Origin of the sequence: Streptococcus didelphis DSM 15616, from assembly GCF_000380005.1 — a bacterium.
Taxonomy (GTDB): domain Bacteria; phylum Bacillota; class Bacilli; order Lactobacillales; family Streptococcaceae; genus Streptococcus; species Streptococcus didelphis.
In genome coordinates this window covers 12,466-27,315 of record NZ_KB904189.1, presented here as the reverse complement: position 1 = coordinate 27,315, position 14,850 = coordinate 12,466, and the positions used below count along the sequence as shown (strand labels likewise).

General features: G+C 35.6%; 14 protein-coding genes and 2 pseudogenes. 10 read left to right on the top strand and 6 right to left on the bottom strand.

Annotated elements, in window-relative coordinates; all coding sequences use genetic code 11:
* Nucleotides 1-9: 9 nt before the first annotated feature.
* Together A3GU_RS0104180 and A3GU_RS0104175 are read left to right on the top strand one after the other, a co-directional pair.
* Nucleotides 10-1,056 (top strand): ABC transporter ATP-binding protein, encoded by a 1,047-nt coding sequence (locus tag A3GU_RS0104180; protein ID WP_018366291.1) that lies wholly within the window; start codon nucleotides 10-12, stop codon nucleotides 1,054-1,056.
* Entirely contained in the window at nucleotides 1,056-1,991 is a 936-nt protein-coding gene (locus A3GU_RS0104175) for an ABC transporter ATP-binding protein (protein WP_018366290.1), read from the top strand. The genes A3GU_RS0104180 and A3GU_RS0104175 overlap by 1 nt, the downstream gene beginning before the upstream one ends.
* Nucleotides 1,992-2,631: 640 nt before the next feature.
* On the opposite strand, the gene rnjA is transcribed toward A3GU_RS0104175, so the two are convergent.
* A complete protein-coding gene (gene rnjA, locus A3GU_RS0104160; RefSeq protein ID WP_018366287.1) occupies nucleotides 2,632-4,314 on the bottom strand; it encodes a ribonuclease J1 in 1,683 nt (560 codons plus the stop codon).
* 1 nt (nucleotide 4,315) lies between these two features.
* Nucleotides 4,316-4,546 (bottom strand): DNA-dependent RNA polymerase subunit epsilon, encoded by a 231-nt coding sequence (locus tag A3GU_RS0104155; protein WP_018366286.1) that lies wholly within the window; start codon nucleotides 4,544-4,546, stop codon nucleotides 4,316-4,318.
* Between the two features lie 271 nt (nucleotides 4,547-4,817).
* Here A3GU_RS0104155 and tsaB point away from each other — a divergent pair, with 271 nt between their 5' ends.
* Genes tsaB through tsaD form a run of 3 tightly spaced genes read left to right on the top strand, consistent with a single transcriptional unit; the run spans nucleotide 4,818 to nucleotide 6,943 of the window.
* Complete coding sequence (gene tsaB / locus A3GU_RS0104150) at nucleotides 4,818-5,516, top strand: tRNA (adenosine(37)-N6)-threonylcarbamoyltransferase complex dimerization subunit type 1 TsaB (RefSeq protein WP_018366285.1); 699 nt, start codon at nucleotides 4,818-4,820, stop codon at nucleotides 5,514-5,516.
* Nucleotide 5,517: 1 nt separating this feature from the next.
* On the top strand, nucleotides 5,518-5,946 hold the full coding sequence (gene rimI / locus A3GU_RS0104145; RefSeq protein ID WP_018366284.1) for a ribosomal protein S18-alanine N-acetyltransferase: 429 nt from the start codon (nucleotides 5,518-5,520) through the stop codon (nucleotides 5,944-5,946).
* Entirely contained in the window at nucleotides 5,936-6,943 is a 1,008-nt protein-coding gene (gene tsaD / locus A3GU_RS0104140) for a tRNA (adenosine(37)-N6)-threonylcarbamoyltransferase complex transferase subunit TsaD (RefSeq protein ID WP_018366283.1), read from the top strand. The genes rimI and tsaD overlap by 11 nt, the downstream gene beginning before the upstream one ends.
* A 152-nt stretch (nucleotides 6,944-7,095) precedes the next feature.
* On the opposite strand, the gene rpsN is transcribed toward tsaD, so the two are convergent.
* Both rpsN and aao read right to left on the bottom strand, forming a co-directional pair.
* Complete coding sequence (gene rpsN, locus A3GU_RS0104135; RefSeq protein WP_018366282.1) at nucleotides 7,096-7,365, bottom strand: 30S ribosomal protein S14; 270 nt, start codon at nucleotides 7,363-7,365, stop codon at nucleotides 7,096-7,098.
* Between the two features lie 193 nt (nucleotides 7,366-7,558).
* Nucleotides 7,559-8,731 (bottom strand): aminoacetone oxidase, encoded by a 1,173-nt coding sequence (gene aao, locus A3GU_RS0104130; protein ID WP_018366281.1) that lies wholly within the window; start codon nucleotides 8,729-8,731, stop codon nucleotides 7,559-7,561.
* A gap of 177 nt (nucleotides 8,732-8,908) precedes the next feature.
* Between aao and A3GU_RS0104125 the strand changes: the two genes are divergently transcribed.
* Together A3GU_RS0104125 and A3GU_RS0104120 are read left to right on the top strand one after the other, a co-directional pair.
* Nucleotides 8,909-9,439 carry a DUF536 domain-containing protein gene (locus A3GU_RS0104125; protein ID WP_018366280.1) on the top strand — a complete coding sequence of 177 codons (531 nt, stop codon included), beginning with the start codon at nucleotides 8,909-8,911 and terminating at the stop codon, nucleotides 9,437-9,439.
* A 44-nt stretch (nucleotides 9,440-9,483) separates the two neighbouring features.
* Nucleotides 9,484-10,071 carry a 3'-5' exonuclease gene (locus A3GU_RS0104120; protein ID WP_018366279.1) on the top strand — a complete coding sequence of 196 codons (588 nt, stop codon included), beginning with the start codon at nucleotides 9,484-9,486 and terminating at the stop codon, nucleotides 10,069-10,071.
* A 539-nt stretch (nucleotides 10,072-10,610) separates the two neighbouring features.
* On the opposite strand, the gene A3GU_RS0104115 is transcribed toward A3GU_RS0104120, so the two are convergent.
* Entirely contained in the window at nucleotides 10,611-10,910 is a 300-nt protein-coding gene (locus A3GU_RS0104115; protein ID WP_018366278.1) for a YbaB/EbfC family nucleoid-associated protein, read from the bottom strand.
* A 170-nt stretch (nucleotides 10,911-11,080) separates the two neighbouring features.
* Nucleotides 11,081-11,987 (bottom strand): annotated as a pseudogene (locus A3GU_RS09555) (DUF2268 domain-containing putative Zn-dependent protease).
* 93 nt (nucleotides 11,988-12,080) lie between these two features.
* Between A3GU_RS09555 and A3GU_RS0104105 the strand changes: the two are divergent.
* From A3GU_RS0104105 to A3GU_RS0104095, 3 genes and pseudogenes are all read left to right on the top strand, one after another.
* Nucleotides 12,081-12,830: a MerR family transcriptional regulator gene (locus A3GU_RS0104105; protein WP_018366277.1), complete on the top strand. Its 750-nt coding sequence runs from the start codon at nucleotides 12,081-12,083 to the stop codon at nucleotides 12,828-12,830.
* Nucleotides 12,827-12,985, top strand: a pseudogene (locus A3GU_RS0104100) (HEPN domain-containing protein); the annotation flags it as partial. The gene A3GU_RS0104105 and the pseudogene A3GU_RS0104100, both read left to right, overlap by 4 nt.
* Before the next feature lie 96 nt (nucleotides 12,986-13,081).
* Complete coding sequence (locus A3GU_RS0104095) at nucleotides 13,082-13,735, top strand: hypothetical protein (protein ID WP_018366275.1); 654 nt, start codon at nucleotides 13,082-13,084, stop codon at nucleotides 13,733-13,735.
* The last annotated feature ends 1,115 nt before the right edge of the window (nucleotides 13,736-14,850 follow it).

The following is a 14,850-nucleotide window of genomic DNA, read 5'->3' as shown; positions in this document are numbered from 1 at the left end:
GAAGAGTATATGACAAATGAAACGATTTTAAGTGTCAAAAACCTCCATGTTGATTTTAAAACTTATGCTGGGGATATAAAAGCTATTCGTGATATTAATTTTGACCTTAAAAAAGGAGAAACTTTAGCCATTGTAGGAGAATCTGGTTCAGGTAAATCAGTTACAACTCGAACCCTAATGGGCTTAAATGCAAAAAATGCCAGATTATCTGGTGAAATAGACTTTAAAGGGAAAAGACTTGATCAATTAAAAGAAGAAGAATGGGTTAAGGTTCGTGGCAAAGAAATTGCCATGATTTTCCAAGATCCAATGACCAGCCTTGATCCTACTATGAAAATTGGAAAGCAGATTGCTGAAGCAATCCTGATTCATGAATCCATTTCTAAAAATGATGCTCATGAGCGTGCCTTACAATTAATGCATCAGGTTGGGATTCCAAGTGCTCAAGAACACTTTAATGACTACCCTCATCAGTGGTCAGGCGGTATGCGTCAGCGTGCAGTTATAGCCATAGCTCTAGCTGCTAATCCAGAAATTTTAATTGCAGATGAACCAACTACAGCTCTTGATGTAACCATTCAGGCTCAGATTTTAAGATTAATGAAGGAAATCCAGTCTCAAATTTCATCATCTATCATCTTTATTACACATGATTTGGGTGTTGTTGCTGGGATGGCAGATAGGGTTGCTGTTATGTATGCTGGTAAGATTGTTGAGTATGGGACCGTTGACGAGGTTTTCTATAATCCACAGCATCCTTATACCTGGGGTCTTCTTAATTCCATGCCAACAACTGGTACAGAAGCAGGAAGTTTAGAATCAATTCCAGGAACTCCTCCTGATTTGTTAAATCCACCAAAAGGTGACGCCTTTGCAGCCCGTAATGAGTATGCCTTAGATATTGATTACCAAGAAGAACCACCAATGTTTAAGGTTAGTGACAGTCATTATGCAGCAACTTGGCTTTTAGATGAGCGTGCACCAAAAGTAACACCACCTATGCAAATTCAAAAACGCTGGGAAAAATGGGAGACAATGAAAGGAGGACAGGCTTAATGACTGAAGAAGGTAAAAAATTAGTTCAATTAAAAAATGTCTCTTTAAGCTTCAATAAAGGTAAGAAAAATGAAGTGAAAGCCATTAATAATGTCAGCTTTGACATCTATGAAGGTGAAGTCTTTGGGCTTGTTGGGGAATCAGGTTCTGGGAAAACAACAGTTGGTCGTGCCATATTAAAACTCTATGATATTAATGAAGGTCAAATCATTTTCAATGATCAAGAGATTTCTCGATTAAAAGGCAAGGAATTACATGACTTTCGTAAAGATGCTCAGATGATTTTCCAAGATCCTCAAGCTAGTCTTAATGGTCGTATGAAAATCAGGGATATTGTTGCTGAAGGTTTAGATATTCATGGTCTTACTAAGAGTAAAGCAGAGCGTGAAGAGCGTGTTCAAGAGTTACTTGACTTGGTTGGTTTAAATAAGGACCACGTGACTCGTTATCCCCATGAATTCTCAGGAGGGCAACGCCAGCGTATCGGAATTGCTCGTGCTTTGGCTGTTAAACCTAAATTTATTATTGCAGATGAGCCTATTTCGGCACTAGATGTTTCTATTCAGGCTCAGGTTGTTAATTTAATGCAAAAGTTACAGGCTGAAAAAGGTTTAACCTACCTCTTTATCGCTCATGATTTATCCATGGTTAAATACATTTCAGATCGTATTGGTGTTATGCACTGGGGTAAAATGCTTGAAATTGGGACATCAGAGGATGTTTATAATAATCCCATTCACCCCTACACTAAGAGCCTCTTGTCAGCAATACCAGAACCAGACCCTGAAAAAGAACGTAAACGTCAAGCTGAAGTTTATGATGTAAGTCTAGAAACAGACGGACAAGAAAGAGAGATGCGAGAAATCACACCTGGACATTTTGTTTTATCAACTGAAGAAGAAGCAAAAGCTTATAAAGCAACATTAAATAACTAAAAAACAGCCGAGGCTGTTTTTTTGTCGTATTTTTTATAGCTGTAACTTTACCATTTAGGACGTTTCAATGACTATTTAGGGAATTTAGGAATTTATAACAAAAAATGATTTATACTAAGTTTGTCACAGTTGCAACTGGACCTCAAGCATATTTAATTTGTACAGCTGGGGGAGCTCTTGTAGGCACAATCATAGGGGGAGTTTGGGAATACAATGCACCATAACAAAATAAACTGGAAAAAAATTTGCAAGCATGTCTCTAAGATGGATATAGTTGTCTTTGTTGGGATGTTAGTAACCACTATTTTGGTTATCAAACCATTTTACCATACAAGATCAAGGTTACTAGAAATCATTGGAATCTTCATAATTGTGATTCTTGCCAATGTATATCCAATTTTCAGAAAAAAAGATTCATCCAAATAGCCTTTACCCTTGGGTGTAAAAATAGGAAAAGTATGAAAAAAGTCTGTGATTATTATGATTCAATAAAGATAAGTTTGTAATAAGAAAAGAGGAAAAACTCAAGGTTGAGTCTTTCCTTTTTTATTTAGTGTTTAACAGCTATTAAGAGTTTGCTTTTCGAAGTCTTTTAGTCTATGGCAAGCAAAAAAGCCCAATAGAATTGGACTTTTAGCTATTACTCTTTATCAGGCGTTAATATCATAGGAATAATGATAGGTTCACGTTCTGTTTTTTCATAGAGGAAGGGTCTAAGGGCATTAACAATAGAGCCATTAACAGACTGAATGCTTGCTTCTTTATTTTTAAGTGCAATGCGGATAGCATTAAATAAAACCCGTTGACTTTCGCGAATCAAATCACCAGACTCACGCATGTAAATGAAGCCTCGGCTTAAAATATCTGGACCAGCCAAGATCATTTGTGTGTCAAAATCAACAGTAGCTACGGCAAGAACAACCCCATCTTCAGATAAATCATGGCGATCCCGGAGAACGGCTGTACCGATATCACCAATACCATTTCCATCAACGTAGATATCTTGGGCATTAAAATGACCAGCACGACGAGCAGAATCGCTTGTTAGGGCAAGTACATCACCATTTTCTAGGATAAAGATATTGTCTTCTGGGATTCCAGTGTCTTGGGCTAAACCAGCATGTACTTTCTGCATACGGTATTCCCCATGAACAGGCATGAAGAATTTTGGTTTAATAAGACTAAGCATTAATTTTTGTTCCTGCTGACCACCGTGTCCAGAAGTGTGGATATTGTTTACCTTACCATGGATAACATCAACTCCAGCCTCTTGAATGGTGTTAATAAGTTTATTAACACTTGTAGTATTACCTGGGATAGGGCTTGAAGAGAAAATAACAGTATCTCCTGGCTGTAAACTAACCTGACGGTGTGTTCCATTTGCAATTCTAGCTAGGGCAGCCATGGATTCTCCTTGGCTACCAGTACACATAATCAGAACTTCATTAGCATGGTAGTTTTTAAGTTCATTAGGTTCAATGAAGGTACCTTTAGGAACTTTAATATAACCCAACTCAATTCCATTAACAATGGCTTTTTCCATTGAACGGCCAAAAACAACAATTTTACGGCCAGTTTTAACAGCAGCTTCAGCAGCTTGTTGCAAGCGATAGATATTTGAGGCGAAGGATGCAAAAATAATACGTCCATGGATTCCCTCAATAATCTTCATAATGGATTGGCCAACAATTTTTTCTGAATTTGTGAAGGTTGGGATTTCAGCATTTGTTGAATCAGATAGTAGACATAAGACCCCATCTTCTCCCAAAGCTGCCATACGGTGAAGGTCAGCAGGTTCTCCTACTGGTGTAAAGTCAAACTTAAAGTCACCCGTACAAACAACCTTACCTTGTGGGGTATGGATAACAATACCTAAGGGTTCAGGAATGGAATGGGTAGTGCGGAAGAAAGTAACACTCATATTTTTAAAGGTTAATTCCGTGTTATGATTAATTTCGTAAAGCTGAGCATCACGCAATAAACCATGTTCTTCTAGTTTTCCGCGAATCAGAGCCAAAGCTAAAGGTCCAGCATAAATAGGAACATTTACTTGTTTAAGTAAAAAGGGAATGCCACCAATATGGTCTTCATGTCCATGAGTGATCACAAGAGCTTTAACACGGTCAATATTATCAACAATATAAGAGTAGTCAGGAATAACATAGTCAATTCCTAGAAGATCATCTTCTGGGAATTTAATACCCGCATCAACAATGATAATTTCGTCTTTGTATTCAATGCCGTAAGTATTTTTCCCGATTTCTCCCAGACCACCAATAGCAAAAACACCAACTTCATGAGATTTTAAATCGATATTTGCCATACTAAAGCTCCGCTAATTCAAAGACACCTGTCTCTTTTTCATAATCAAGGTGTTTATCAGAAAGAAGTTCAATAAACTCTACATTGTAAGGAGTTTTTTCTTCCATAAGTTGACGTGTTTTGATACGGCCTTCGCTTTCAGTTTCAGCATCAATATCTAAATAGAGAACTTTTGTGTTCTCACGACGAGGGTTACGCTCTTTTGTTTCTTGATAGAAAACTTTATAAATCATTTCTTTTTCCTTTCATAGTGAATCGTTTATCCAAACAATAACAAATAAGTCCAATGACTTTACATTCTGACCTTTTTTGTATTGATTATTGTGTAATAGATTTAACGTGATTCTGTGCAATTATTAAGATTATACCATAATAAGAGCTTTTAGTAAAAGCATAGGCCAAATTAATTGTCTGAACAAGTCTTAGCTAGTCAAACCAGTGATTTTGCTTAGCCTCTTGTTTTTGTGTTATAATCTAAACTAGAATATCATGGAGAAAAAGAAAATGAAAACACTCGCATTTGATACATCTAACAAGACTTTGTCACTTGCCATCCTTGACAATGATAGCTTGTTAGCCGATTTGACCCTCAATATCAAAAAAAACCACAGCATCAGTCTCATGCCAGCCATTGATTTTTTGATGCAATCCATTGATTTGACCCCTAAGGATTTGGATAGAATCGCAGTAGCCCAAGGACCAGGTTCTTATACTGGCTTACGCGTTGCCGTAGCTACTGCAAAAACCCTAGCCTATTCTTTAAAAATCGACTTGGTTGGAATTTCTAGTCTCTATGCTTTAGCGGCAGCCAGCAGCCAGCCGGATGCGTTAGTTGTTCCCTTGATTGATGCTCGTCGTCAGTTTGTGTACGCAGGATTCTATCAAAATAAAAAGGCTATCAAGCAAGATACTTATATTGCCTTTACAGATTTGCTTGATTCTTTGAAGGGTGAAGGAGCTAAAAAGCTGATTTTTGTAGGGGAGACAGCTCCTTTTGAAGATCAGATTAAGACGCTATTGCCGCAAGCTCAGATTAAGGCAAGCTTACCTTCTGCTTTTGAAATGGGTAAGGCTGCACTTTCTCTTGAAGCTCAGGATGTTAATGCCTTTGTCCCTAATTATTTGAAGAGGGTTGAGGCTGAGGAGAACTGGTTAAAAGATCATGTATCTGACCAGACAGACCAATACATTAAGCGTGTGTAATATGGATGAAGTGCTTAGAAATAAGGTTACAGCCATAGCTGCCATTTTGCAGGATGTTTATGGCACATCTCCTTGGACAAAAGACCAGATTCAAGCAGATTTGCTCTCTGATCAAGTTGATTATTTTTTTGTTTATAGGGAAGAAAAGATAGTTGGCTTTTTATCTTTACAGCACTTGGTTGGAGAGATGGAGATAACACATATTGCTGTTTTAAAAGCCTTTCAGGGTCAAGGATTGGCTAAGAAGCTCTTAGAAAAAATAAGAGATGTCCAGCTGCCAATATTTTTAGAAGTAAGAGAGTCTAATCTAGTTGCGCAGACTCTCTATCAGCATTTTGGCTTTGTCGAAATTGCTAAACGTAAAAACTATTATCACAATCCACTAGAAACAGCATTGATAATGAAAAGAGATTTAAAAAATGACAGATAGATATATATTAGCAATTGAAAGTTCCTGTGATGAAACCAGCATCGCTATTTTAAAAAATGAAGATCACTTGCTGTCTAATATTATTGCTAGCCAAGTTGAAAGTCACAAACGCTTTGGAGGGGTGGTTCCAGAAGTAGCTAGCCGCCATCATGTGGAGGTAATCACCACTTGTTTTGAAGATGCTCTTAAAGAAGCTGGCCTTTCAGCTAGTGACTTAGATGCTGTTGCAGTAACATATGGTCCGGGATTGGTTGGGGCCCTTCTTGTAGGAATAGCTGCCGCTAAAGCCTTTGCTTGGGCTAACAATTTGCCACTCATTCCTGTTAACCATATGGCAGGCCATTTGATGGCTGCGCGTCAAGAAAAAGAATTAACTTATCCTCTTATGGCCTTATTGGTATCTGGTGGGCACACAGAGCTAGTTTATGTCCCAAAGGCGGGAGAATACCATATCGTTGGCGAAACACGTGATGACGCTGTTGGCGAAGCCTATGATAAAGTTGGACGGGTTATGGGGCTCACTTACCCAGCTGGCCGTGAAATTGATCAGCTAGCACATAAAGGTAAAGATGTCTACAACTTTCCCCGCGCCATGATTAAAGAAGATAACCTTGAATTTTCCTTTTCAGGCCTAAAATCAGCCTTTATTAATCTTCATCACAATGCCCAACAAAAGGGAGAAAAGCTTGTCTTAGAGGATTTATGTGCCTCATTTCAAACTGCTGTGCTAGATATTCTTATGGTTAAAACTAAAAAGGCCTTAGCAAAATACCCTGTTAAGATGCTAGTTGTAGCAGGTGGCGTAGCAGCTAATCAGGGGTTACGTGAAAGACTAGCCCAAGAAATAAAAGATCTTGACCTTCTTATTCCACCTTTAAGATTATGTGGTGATAATGCAGGAATGATTGCCCTAGCAGCAGCGGTTGAGTATGATAAGCAGCACTTTGCTGGTATGGACTTGAATGCTAAACCAAGCCTAGCTTTTCCTTCTATCTAGTTAGTTGAGACAGATGCCCTAGTAGGACATAAAAAAACAAGTCGGTATCTTGGCATACCGGCTTGTTAAACGATAAATAATTGGCTACTATGATTACTAATATGTACAAACGACCTGCTGCAACAAGTCATTCAAAATCAGGTGAGATAAGCTTACCAGCTGGCTTTAGTGACACCAGGTAGTTGACCTTTGTGAGCTAAGTCGCGGAAATTGATACGGCTAACACCAAACTTACGCATGTAAGCATGAGGACGGCCATCAATTTTATCGCGGTTTTTCAAGCGGTTTGGATTAGAATCACGAGGAAGTTTGCGAAGTGCTTCGTAATCACCACTAGCTTTAAGCTCGCGACGAAGGTCAGCGTACTGTTCAATCAGTTGGAGCTGCTTTTGGTATTTAGCAATTTTTGATTTTTTTGCCATTGCTTTCTCCTTCTTTTAATATTAATAATCTCGGAGTTTTTTATCAGAACTCCGAATTTACTTAACCGGTGCATAACCAGTTAAGTAAATGTAATTCTATTATAGCTCTTTTGAATTAAAATGCAAGTGAAAATTCACTTTAAACAGTAAAAAAATGGAACTGACTTAAAATCAGTTCCTTGAGGACTTCTTATTAATAGTGGGGGCTACCTGCTACCCAACCAGAACATAGGGCTGACGTAATATTAAAACCACCCGTGTGGGCATTGATATCTAAAACTTCTCCAGCAAAATGCAGGCCAGGGACTTTTTTGCTTTCAAGCGTTTTAGGATTAATCTCTTTAAGGTCAATCCCTCCTTTAGTGACAAAGGATTTTGCCAGGGACATTTTGCCAGTGATTGGAATTGGTAATTTCTTTAGTTTGGTGATTAATTCTTCAACTTGCTTAGGATTTAGCTGCTTGATTTTTTCAGGATAATCTTTGGAAATGAATTCTGCCACCCGCTCAGGAATCAAGAGTTTTAGGGCATTCTTTGCTGATTTTTCCCGGTGTTCTTGGAGATACTGGACCAAGCTTTCCGCAGAAGTTTGGGGTAATAAGTCCAGCTTTGCTATTTCGCCGCCTGAGACGAATGAAGATAAGCGAAGAGCGGCGGGACCAGAAAGGCCGAAATGGGTGAAAAGCAAATCGTGGGTGATATGATGCTTATCATAAGATAGGGTGACGTCGTCTAGTGAAATCCCCTGGAGTTCCTTGTGGGGGAAATCGGTCAGTAAAGGGCTCTCTGCTGCTTCAAGTGGGGTAAGGGCAATATTAAAGTGACGGGCAATGTCATGGCCAAAGCCTGTTGAGCCAGTAGAGGGATAGGATTTTCCACCAGTTGTAACGATAAGCTTGTCACAGGTGAATTCTTGGTCGGCTGATTTGAGGTGGAAGAGCTGATCTATTTTTTTGACAGAAACAATTTCAGTTGCTGTTAGAATCTGACCACCTAGGTCTTGGATTTGCTTTTCTAGAGCTTGGATAATAGTGCGTGACTTGTCTGTCTTTGGGAACATGCGGCCATGGTCTTCTTCTTTGAGGGGGACACCGTTTTCTTGGAAAAAGTTAATAATATCATGGTTATCAAATTGGGAGAAGACACTATAAAGAAAGCGACCGTTTCCTGGAATACCAGCTAATAAGTCGTCAAGACTAGCGTTGTTAGTGACATTGCATCTACCTCCACCTGTACCAGCCAGTTTTTTTCCTAATCGTCTATTTTTCTCAATCAAGAGGGTTTTGTAGCCATAATAGCTACTGGAAATAGCAGCCATCATACCAGCAGGGCCGCCTCCGATAATTATTGTATCAAACGTATTCATAGTCATATCTTACCATATTGTAGCGAATTATTATAGTCATAGAGCTATTCTCTTTAGGTGAAAGCAGTTCGCTAAGGGCTGCTAGAGAGAAATTAACTTTGCTGAAATTGACAGAATTCTAGTATTGTGGTACTATTCATAGTAAGAATATTCAGTATTAAGTATAAAGAGGAAAATATGGCAATAGAAAAGACAGTTAGTGAACTAGCTGAAATCTTGGGAGTTAGCCGTCAGGCTGTCAATAACCGTGTCAAATCACTTCCAGATGAAGACCTTGATAAAAATGATAAAGGAGTCACTGTGGTTAAGCGTAGTGGCCTTATTAAGTTGGAAGAAATCTACAAAAAAACTATTTTTGACGATGAGCCAATTAGTGAAGAAACCAAACAACGGGAGTTGTTAGAGATTCTAGTAGATGAAAAGAATACTGAAATTACCCGCTTGTATAATCAATTAAAGGCTAAAGACAGCCAATTAGCTGCTAAAGATGAGCAGATGCGTGTCAAAGATGTGCAGATTGCTGAAAAAGATAAACAGCTTGATCAGCAGCAACAATTGACAGCTAAAGCTATGGCTGATAAAGAAACTTTGAAATTAGAACTTGAAGAAGCTAAGGCAGAAGTTGACCAAGCTCGCAGCCAAGTGGAAGAAGTTCAGGCTGTAACTGGTAAGAAAAAAGGCTTTTTAGGCCGATTATTTGGGAAATAAAAAGAGTTTGGGCCCCTAAAAGGGTCCTTTTAGCTAGGAGAATTATGGAAAAATTAGAAACTTACATTGCCTTTGATTTAGAATTTAATACAGTTAATGAGCTGAGTCACTTAATTCAGCTTTCAGCTGTAAAATATAGGGGAGATCAGGAGATTGACAGCTTTGACACTTATGTTTACACAGATGTTCCCTTGCAAAGTTTCATCAATGGCTTAACTGGTATTACTGCTGATAAAATTGCGCAAGCTCCCAAAGTTGACAGTGTAATTGCTAGCTTTAAAGACTTTGTTGGAGATCTTCCCCTAATTGGTTACAATGCCTATAAATCTGACCTTCCAATATTGGCTGAGAATGGGCTGGATTTAAATGAGCAATATAAAGTTGATTTATATGATCAGGCTTATGAGAGACGTAGCACAGACTTAAATGGAATTCGGAACCTGAAACTCACCACTGTGGCAGAATTTTTAAACATCACAGGCAAAGGCCATAATAGCTTAGAAGATGCTCGTATGACGGCACGTGTTTACCATTACTTTTTAGAATGTGATGAGAACAAAAGCCTACTTTCTAATCAAGAAAACTTAGAAGTGACTAATCCATTCGCAGCATTAGGAAATTTTTTTGATTAATTCTAAAAAAAGAAAGATCCCCTTGGGTAAGAGATATTATGCCTTATTGTTTAGAAATAGCAAAAGATAATTAAAAATGATACTGGGCTTTGCTTTATACTCTTCAGGGATCTGAGAGCTATCTCAGGTCTTTTTGAATAAGCTGGGGATTTATTTTATATAGAACTCGCTTAACCATAATTAGAAGATCTATTAAATAATTGGTTTTATTAATGTAATTGTAATATAAAACTCATTTAAATTTTATAATGATTTAAAAAAATGACCTGAAAACACTTTTGAAATAGGTTAAAATAAGTATAGTAAATTTTAACATAATTAAAAATCCTAAAGACATAATAAAAAGGAGGAGATAATAGAAGCCTAGATAGGCGGTGGCCTTAGCTAAAAGAATAAGTGATAAAGGAGATAAAGAGGGTTACAAAAGGATATCCTATTAAAAATGGGAAAACTACTTTGATAATCACCCACAACTCCCTCAACCCATTTCATAATTAGACCCAAAAAGAACCCGAGATACTTCTCAGGTTCTTTTTGGATTAAAATGGTAACTTGCCAGCAAAAGCTCCCATAGTTTTTTTAGTCGCTTCATCAATTTGTTTAAGAGCATCATTGATAGCTTGCGTTGTCATATCAGATAAGGTTTCAATATCTTCTGGATCAACCACAGCTTCCTTGTAATCAATAGCAACTAACTTCTTATCACCAGTAAAAGTAGCCGTCACCAAATCCTGAGCGGACTTCCCAGTAAATTCCATAGCTGCCAAGTCAGCCTGCTTTTGTTCCATTTGCTTTTGAAGCTTTTGCGCTTGCTTCATCATATTTTGCATATTCATCATAAGATTTTATTCTCCTCAGTTTTTAATACTTTATTATTATAACATAGGAAAGGTAGAGTGTCATAAGCTTAGGATAAAATTAGATAAAGTGACTGAATGCAAGAGCAAACTGAGATGAAGTAGTTAATTTCTGTTAAAAATATCAATATGATGCATACAAGTTTGTTCAATTATAAATTTTCAGTCCAAAATTCCTCTACTTCATTTAGAATGTTATCAGCAGTTTTTAGTGTTGCTTCTTCAATTGATAGTCCAGTCTTTTGTAAATAATATTTAACTAGATAATAACCACATGTGTAACCAGATGCATAAGGGAGCCCCACACCTATACCACCTTGCATTTTTGTAATTTCATCACCATATAAATATGGCATGGCTTCTTGCATATTATCAATATAGAGATTTTCTTTGATTATTGGCTTAATAACTTTATTTAAGGTATCTAGATTGTTCTTCGTAACCCAAGGTCCAATATTTTCTTTTCCATACATTTTTTCCGCAAAGTTTTCGGCGAGGCCCTCAGAAACAATCATTTCTTTGAGTGGGCCCTTTCCCCAATTAATAAATTGATAACGTATATTATGATTACACTCATGAGCAACTGCTGATGGAATTCTATTAATTGTATAATCATTTGGAACAAGAGAAAGAAAAATATATCCTGGAATTCCACCATCACCACTATAGTTGTCATTAATAGTCATCATTGGACTATTTGGATTACCTAATAATGCTGTTAGAAAATAATCTTTTTCAGGTATATCAACACCTCTAGATGTGAAAGCTTCAAGTGAATGATAAAAGGCATCAGTGATGCTTTTCCAGAATTTTTCATCAAAAAAAACGATTAATAAATGAAATATCTTCTTTTAGCAAATCCTTAGGCATTTTATGCATAAAACTTATTAGAGTCATAACATTAAAAGGTTTATTTTCATCAAAAGAAATATTCTGTTTTTCAAATTTCTTATTAAATGGAACTAGTAAATTTTGTTTGAAAACTTCATCTCTTTTTTCAAGTGGCGTCTCTAAAATTTCTTTATAAATATTATCAGACTTAATTAAATGTAATTTCATCGTATTTACTCCTTTGATTTAATAAAAAAATTATACACTTTGACGCTACGTTAAAGTCAACTGCTTATGATAAAATATCTTGAGGGGGAAGACATGTACTTAATTAAGGAAGCAGCACAAATTTCAGGGGTTACTATTAGAACCTTGCACCATTATGACCAAATTGGCTTGTTAAAGGTAAATAAATTCGATAATGGTTACCGATATTATACTAATGAAGATATTGAGAAAATAAATATAATTAGATACTATAGATTTCTTGGTTTTTCTCTTGAAAAAATTGGAAAAATTATTAATGAGAAGGACTTTGATAGCACCACAGCATTGCAATCTCAATTAGAAATACTTGCTAGTGAGCAAAAAAAGATTTCTCTTCTTATGGAGAATATACAAAGGACAATTGATACAAAAAAGCCTCAAATTACAACTACATTTTCAAATCAATTTAATGGCTTCACGATATTAGATAATATTGAATATCAAAGTAAAGCGCTGGAGCAATTTGGTAAAGAGTTCGTGATCGAAACGTCAAAGAGACAAAAAGGGAAAGAGCTAGAAGTTAATGAATTATTTAATGATATTTTTATAAAGTTTGCCCAAAAAATGAGCAGAAGGATACAAGCTAAAGAAAAAGAAGTTCAAAAGATGTGTTCAGAACTTTTTGACATATTAAATACGTATGCCTTTGATTGCTCTTTAGAAGTTTTTGGAATAATAGGTAAAACTTACTATAATAATCTAGAATTTAGAAAGAATATTGATAAATTTGGTGAAGGTTTAGCTAAATATATTTCAGAATCGATTGCCATATTTGTTGAAAATCAACTAGAAAGAAGAAAATGAAATTTAAAGATTATACTTGGGATAAAGAGTTTGAGATTAAGGGCTATTTTTCCGCACATTCTGATGATATCATTAGTAAAAATAACTTGAGTGGTGTTTTAAATTGTTCTTTGAGGGAAATTGTACTAGAATTATTTGGTGAATTTGAAGAGAAGGAAGTTAGAACTACTACAATAAAGGAATTTATTGTAGTAGTGAATGTTGGATGTATATGATATTTTGAAATTTCGGGAAAATTAGAAAGGGAAACTATGTATTTTTGGATTGGTTTGATTTTTACTTTTATTATTGCGTATATGATTGGTAATACACAGAAAGAAAGTAAATTATTGAATTATTTACTTTTGTTTTTTTTGTTAACTGATATATATTATGTGGGGAAATTTTTGATTAAATATATACCCATATTTATTACCCATACAATAAAGTATTTACAAAATATGACCTCAAGTTTAGATGCTGTAGTTTTGGTTGCTTTAATCACAGGTTCTATTTCATTATTAATTTCAATTTACTCTAGGTATTCTGATAATAAAAATAAGCGTAGAGAATATTTATCAGCTAAAAGAGAAGCTCCATATTCTGAGTTTATTGAACTTGTTTATAAAATGACTCAAAATGGGAACAATGGATTTTCTTACTCCCAAGAAGAAATGGTCAAGGATATAAGTAGTTTTAACAGCAAGTTGTCACTTTGGGGCTCTCCTAAAGTAGTAAAAAAGTGGAATACTTTTAGACAAAGTTCATTAAAAGTTAAATCTGAGGATGATTCAGAGCTTCTTATTTTGATGGAAGAGGTAATGAACGAGATGAGAAAAGATTTAGGTGTAAAATCGGTTGGTAAAGGAAGTTTGCTTTCGTTTTTTATTAATGATATTGAAAACGTGGTAAAAAAAAGTAAATAGCTTTATATGAAATTAAGAATAGCTAGATAGGTTTTAGTATATTTATTTAGAGAAGCATTTCAATATTTAAATTTCTTGAAACTGAAAAAGTGAGATCGTGGAAAAAGGTATACGTCTTGAGCAATGAAAGAATAGAACTCACCTTATAAAAATTCGAAAATGATTTTTCGCTAGATGAATCTCATCGAGTAATTAATTATTGATGGCTAAAAGATAACAAAGAAGTCTTAAATAATGTCCCCAAATCTTAGTAAAGTTTCAAAAAGAAAGTACTTAATAGTAAAAAATCGCCTTTTATATAAGAGGGTGATTTTTGTACATTTGATACTGTCATTGTCTATTTTTTGTCTTATTGTAATAAATCTAAGTTATTTTAGTTAAATTTAGAAAGTTATTAATGGCTTTAAATCAACATTTATGACGATTACAAGGCTTAATGAATCGTGATATCCTAATGATAGTGAAAAATTAGATTTATTAATCTTAGAGATTATGATAATAAAGTAGATGACTTGTACATGGAAGCTCAGAGGTAAAGAGCTAAAGAAGGCTAATCTAACAAATGAGATTGTGTGTGATTGTCACCTTCCTTCTAAGTTTAAAAAATGTTTTGATGAGTTATTCATCAATCAACAAGATGATATTGCTGTTTATGCCCATATTCATCAACAACTTTTAAGGTATAGCAGTAAGGGGTAACTCATTATTAATCCCGGTAGTATGGGACAAGCTTATTATCCTTGGGAAAGATTAAGAAGTGATTTACGTGCCCAATATGCTATTTAACAAATTGATGACAGTGGCTATTCTGAAGTTAGCTTTAAAAAAGTAGCCTATGATAGTCTTGCAGAATTATCCTATGCTAAAAGGATTTAATTACCTTTTTTAGAGTTTTATCAGAAATGTCTGGAATCTGGTGACAGTAAGAGAGATAGCTTGTATTTGCAAGAATTGATAGAAAAACATAACTATCAAAATCAGGTTAACGAGTGGTTGAAATCCTTATAAATGAGATAATTTTATACTTACTGTCCTTTACTTACTGGCTCTGCTGTTGCTAAAGTCAATATGAAAGGAATCTCTCCTAACTAGGGGAGCTTTTTTTGTTCTGAAAA

Bases quoted from the DNA above. Each gene is read 5' to 3' on its own strand.
- A3GU_RS0104180 (WP_018366291.1), top strand. From the start codon at position 10: ATGACAAATGAAACGATTTTAAGTGTCAAAAACCTCCATGTTGATTTT.
- A3GU_RS0104175 (WP_018366290.1), top strand. From the start codon at position 1,056: ATGACTGAAGAAGGTAAAAAATTAGTTCAATTAAAAAATGTCTCTTTA.
- rnjA (WP_018366287.1), bottom strand. From the start codon at position 4,314: ATGGCAAATATCGATTTAAAATCTCATGAAGTTGGTGTTTTTGCTATT.
- A3GU_RS0104155 (WP_018366286.1), bottom strand. From the start codon at position 4,546: ATGATTTATAAAGTTTTCTATCAAGAAACAAAAGAGCGTAACCCTCGT.
- tsaB (WP_018366285.1), top strand. From the start codon at position 4,818: ATGAAAACACTCGCATTTGATACATCTAACAAGACTTTGTCACTTGCC.
- rimI (WP_018366284.1), top strand. From the start codon at position 5,518: ATGGATGAAGTGCTTAGAAATAAGGTTACAGCCATAGCTGCCATTTTG.
- tsaD (WP_018366283.1), top strand. From the start codon at position 5,936: ATGACAGATAGATATATATTAGCAATTGAAAGTTCCTGTGATGAAACC.
- rpsN (WP_018366282.1), bottom strand. From the start codon at position 7,365: ATGGCAAAAAAATCAAAAATTGCTAAATACCAAAAGCAGCTCCAACTG.
- aao (WP_018366281.1), bottom strand. From the start codon at position 8,731: ATGAATACGTTTGATACAATAATTATCGGAGGCGGCCCTGCTGGTATG.
- A3GU_RS0104125 (WP_018366280.1), top strand. From the start codon at position 8,909: ATGGCAATAGAAAAGACAGTTAGTGAACTAGCTGAAATCTTGGGAGTT.
- A3GU_RS0104120 (WP_018366279.1), top strand. From the start codon at position 9,484: ATGGAAAAATTAGAAACTTACATTGCCTTTGATTTAGAATTTAATACA.
- A3GU_RS0104115 (WP_018366278.1), bottom strand. From the start codon at position 10,910: ATGATGAATATGCAAAATATGATGAAGCAAGCGCAAAAGCTTCAAAAG.
- A3GU_RS0104105 (WP_018366277.1), top strand. From the start codon at position 12,081: ATGTACTTAATTAAGGAAGCAGCACAAATTTCAGGGGTTACTATTAGA.
- A3GU_RS0104095 (WP_018366275.1), top strand. From the start codon at position 13,082: ATGTATTTTTGGATTGGTTTGATTTTTACTTTTATTATTGCGTATATG.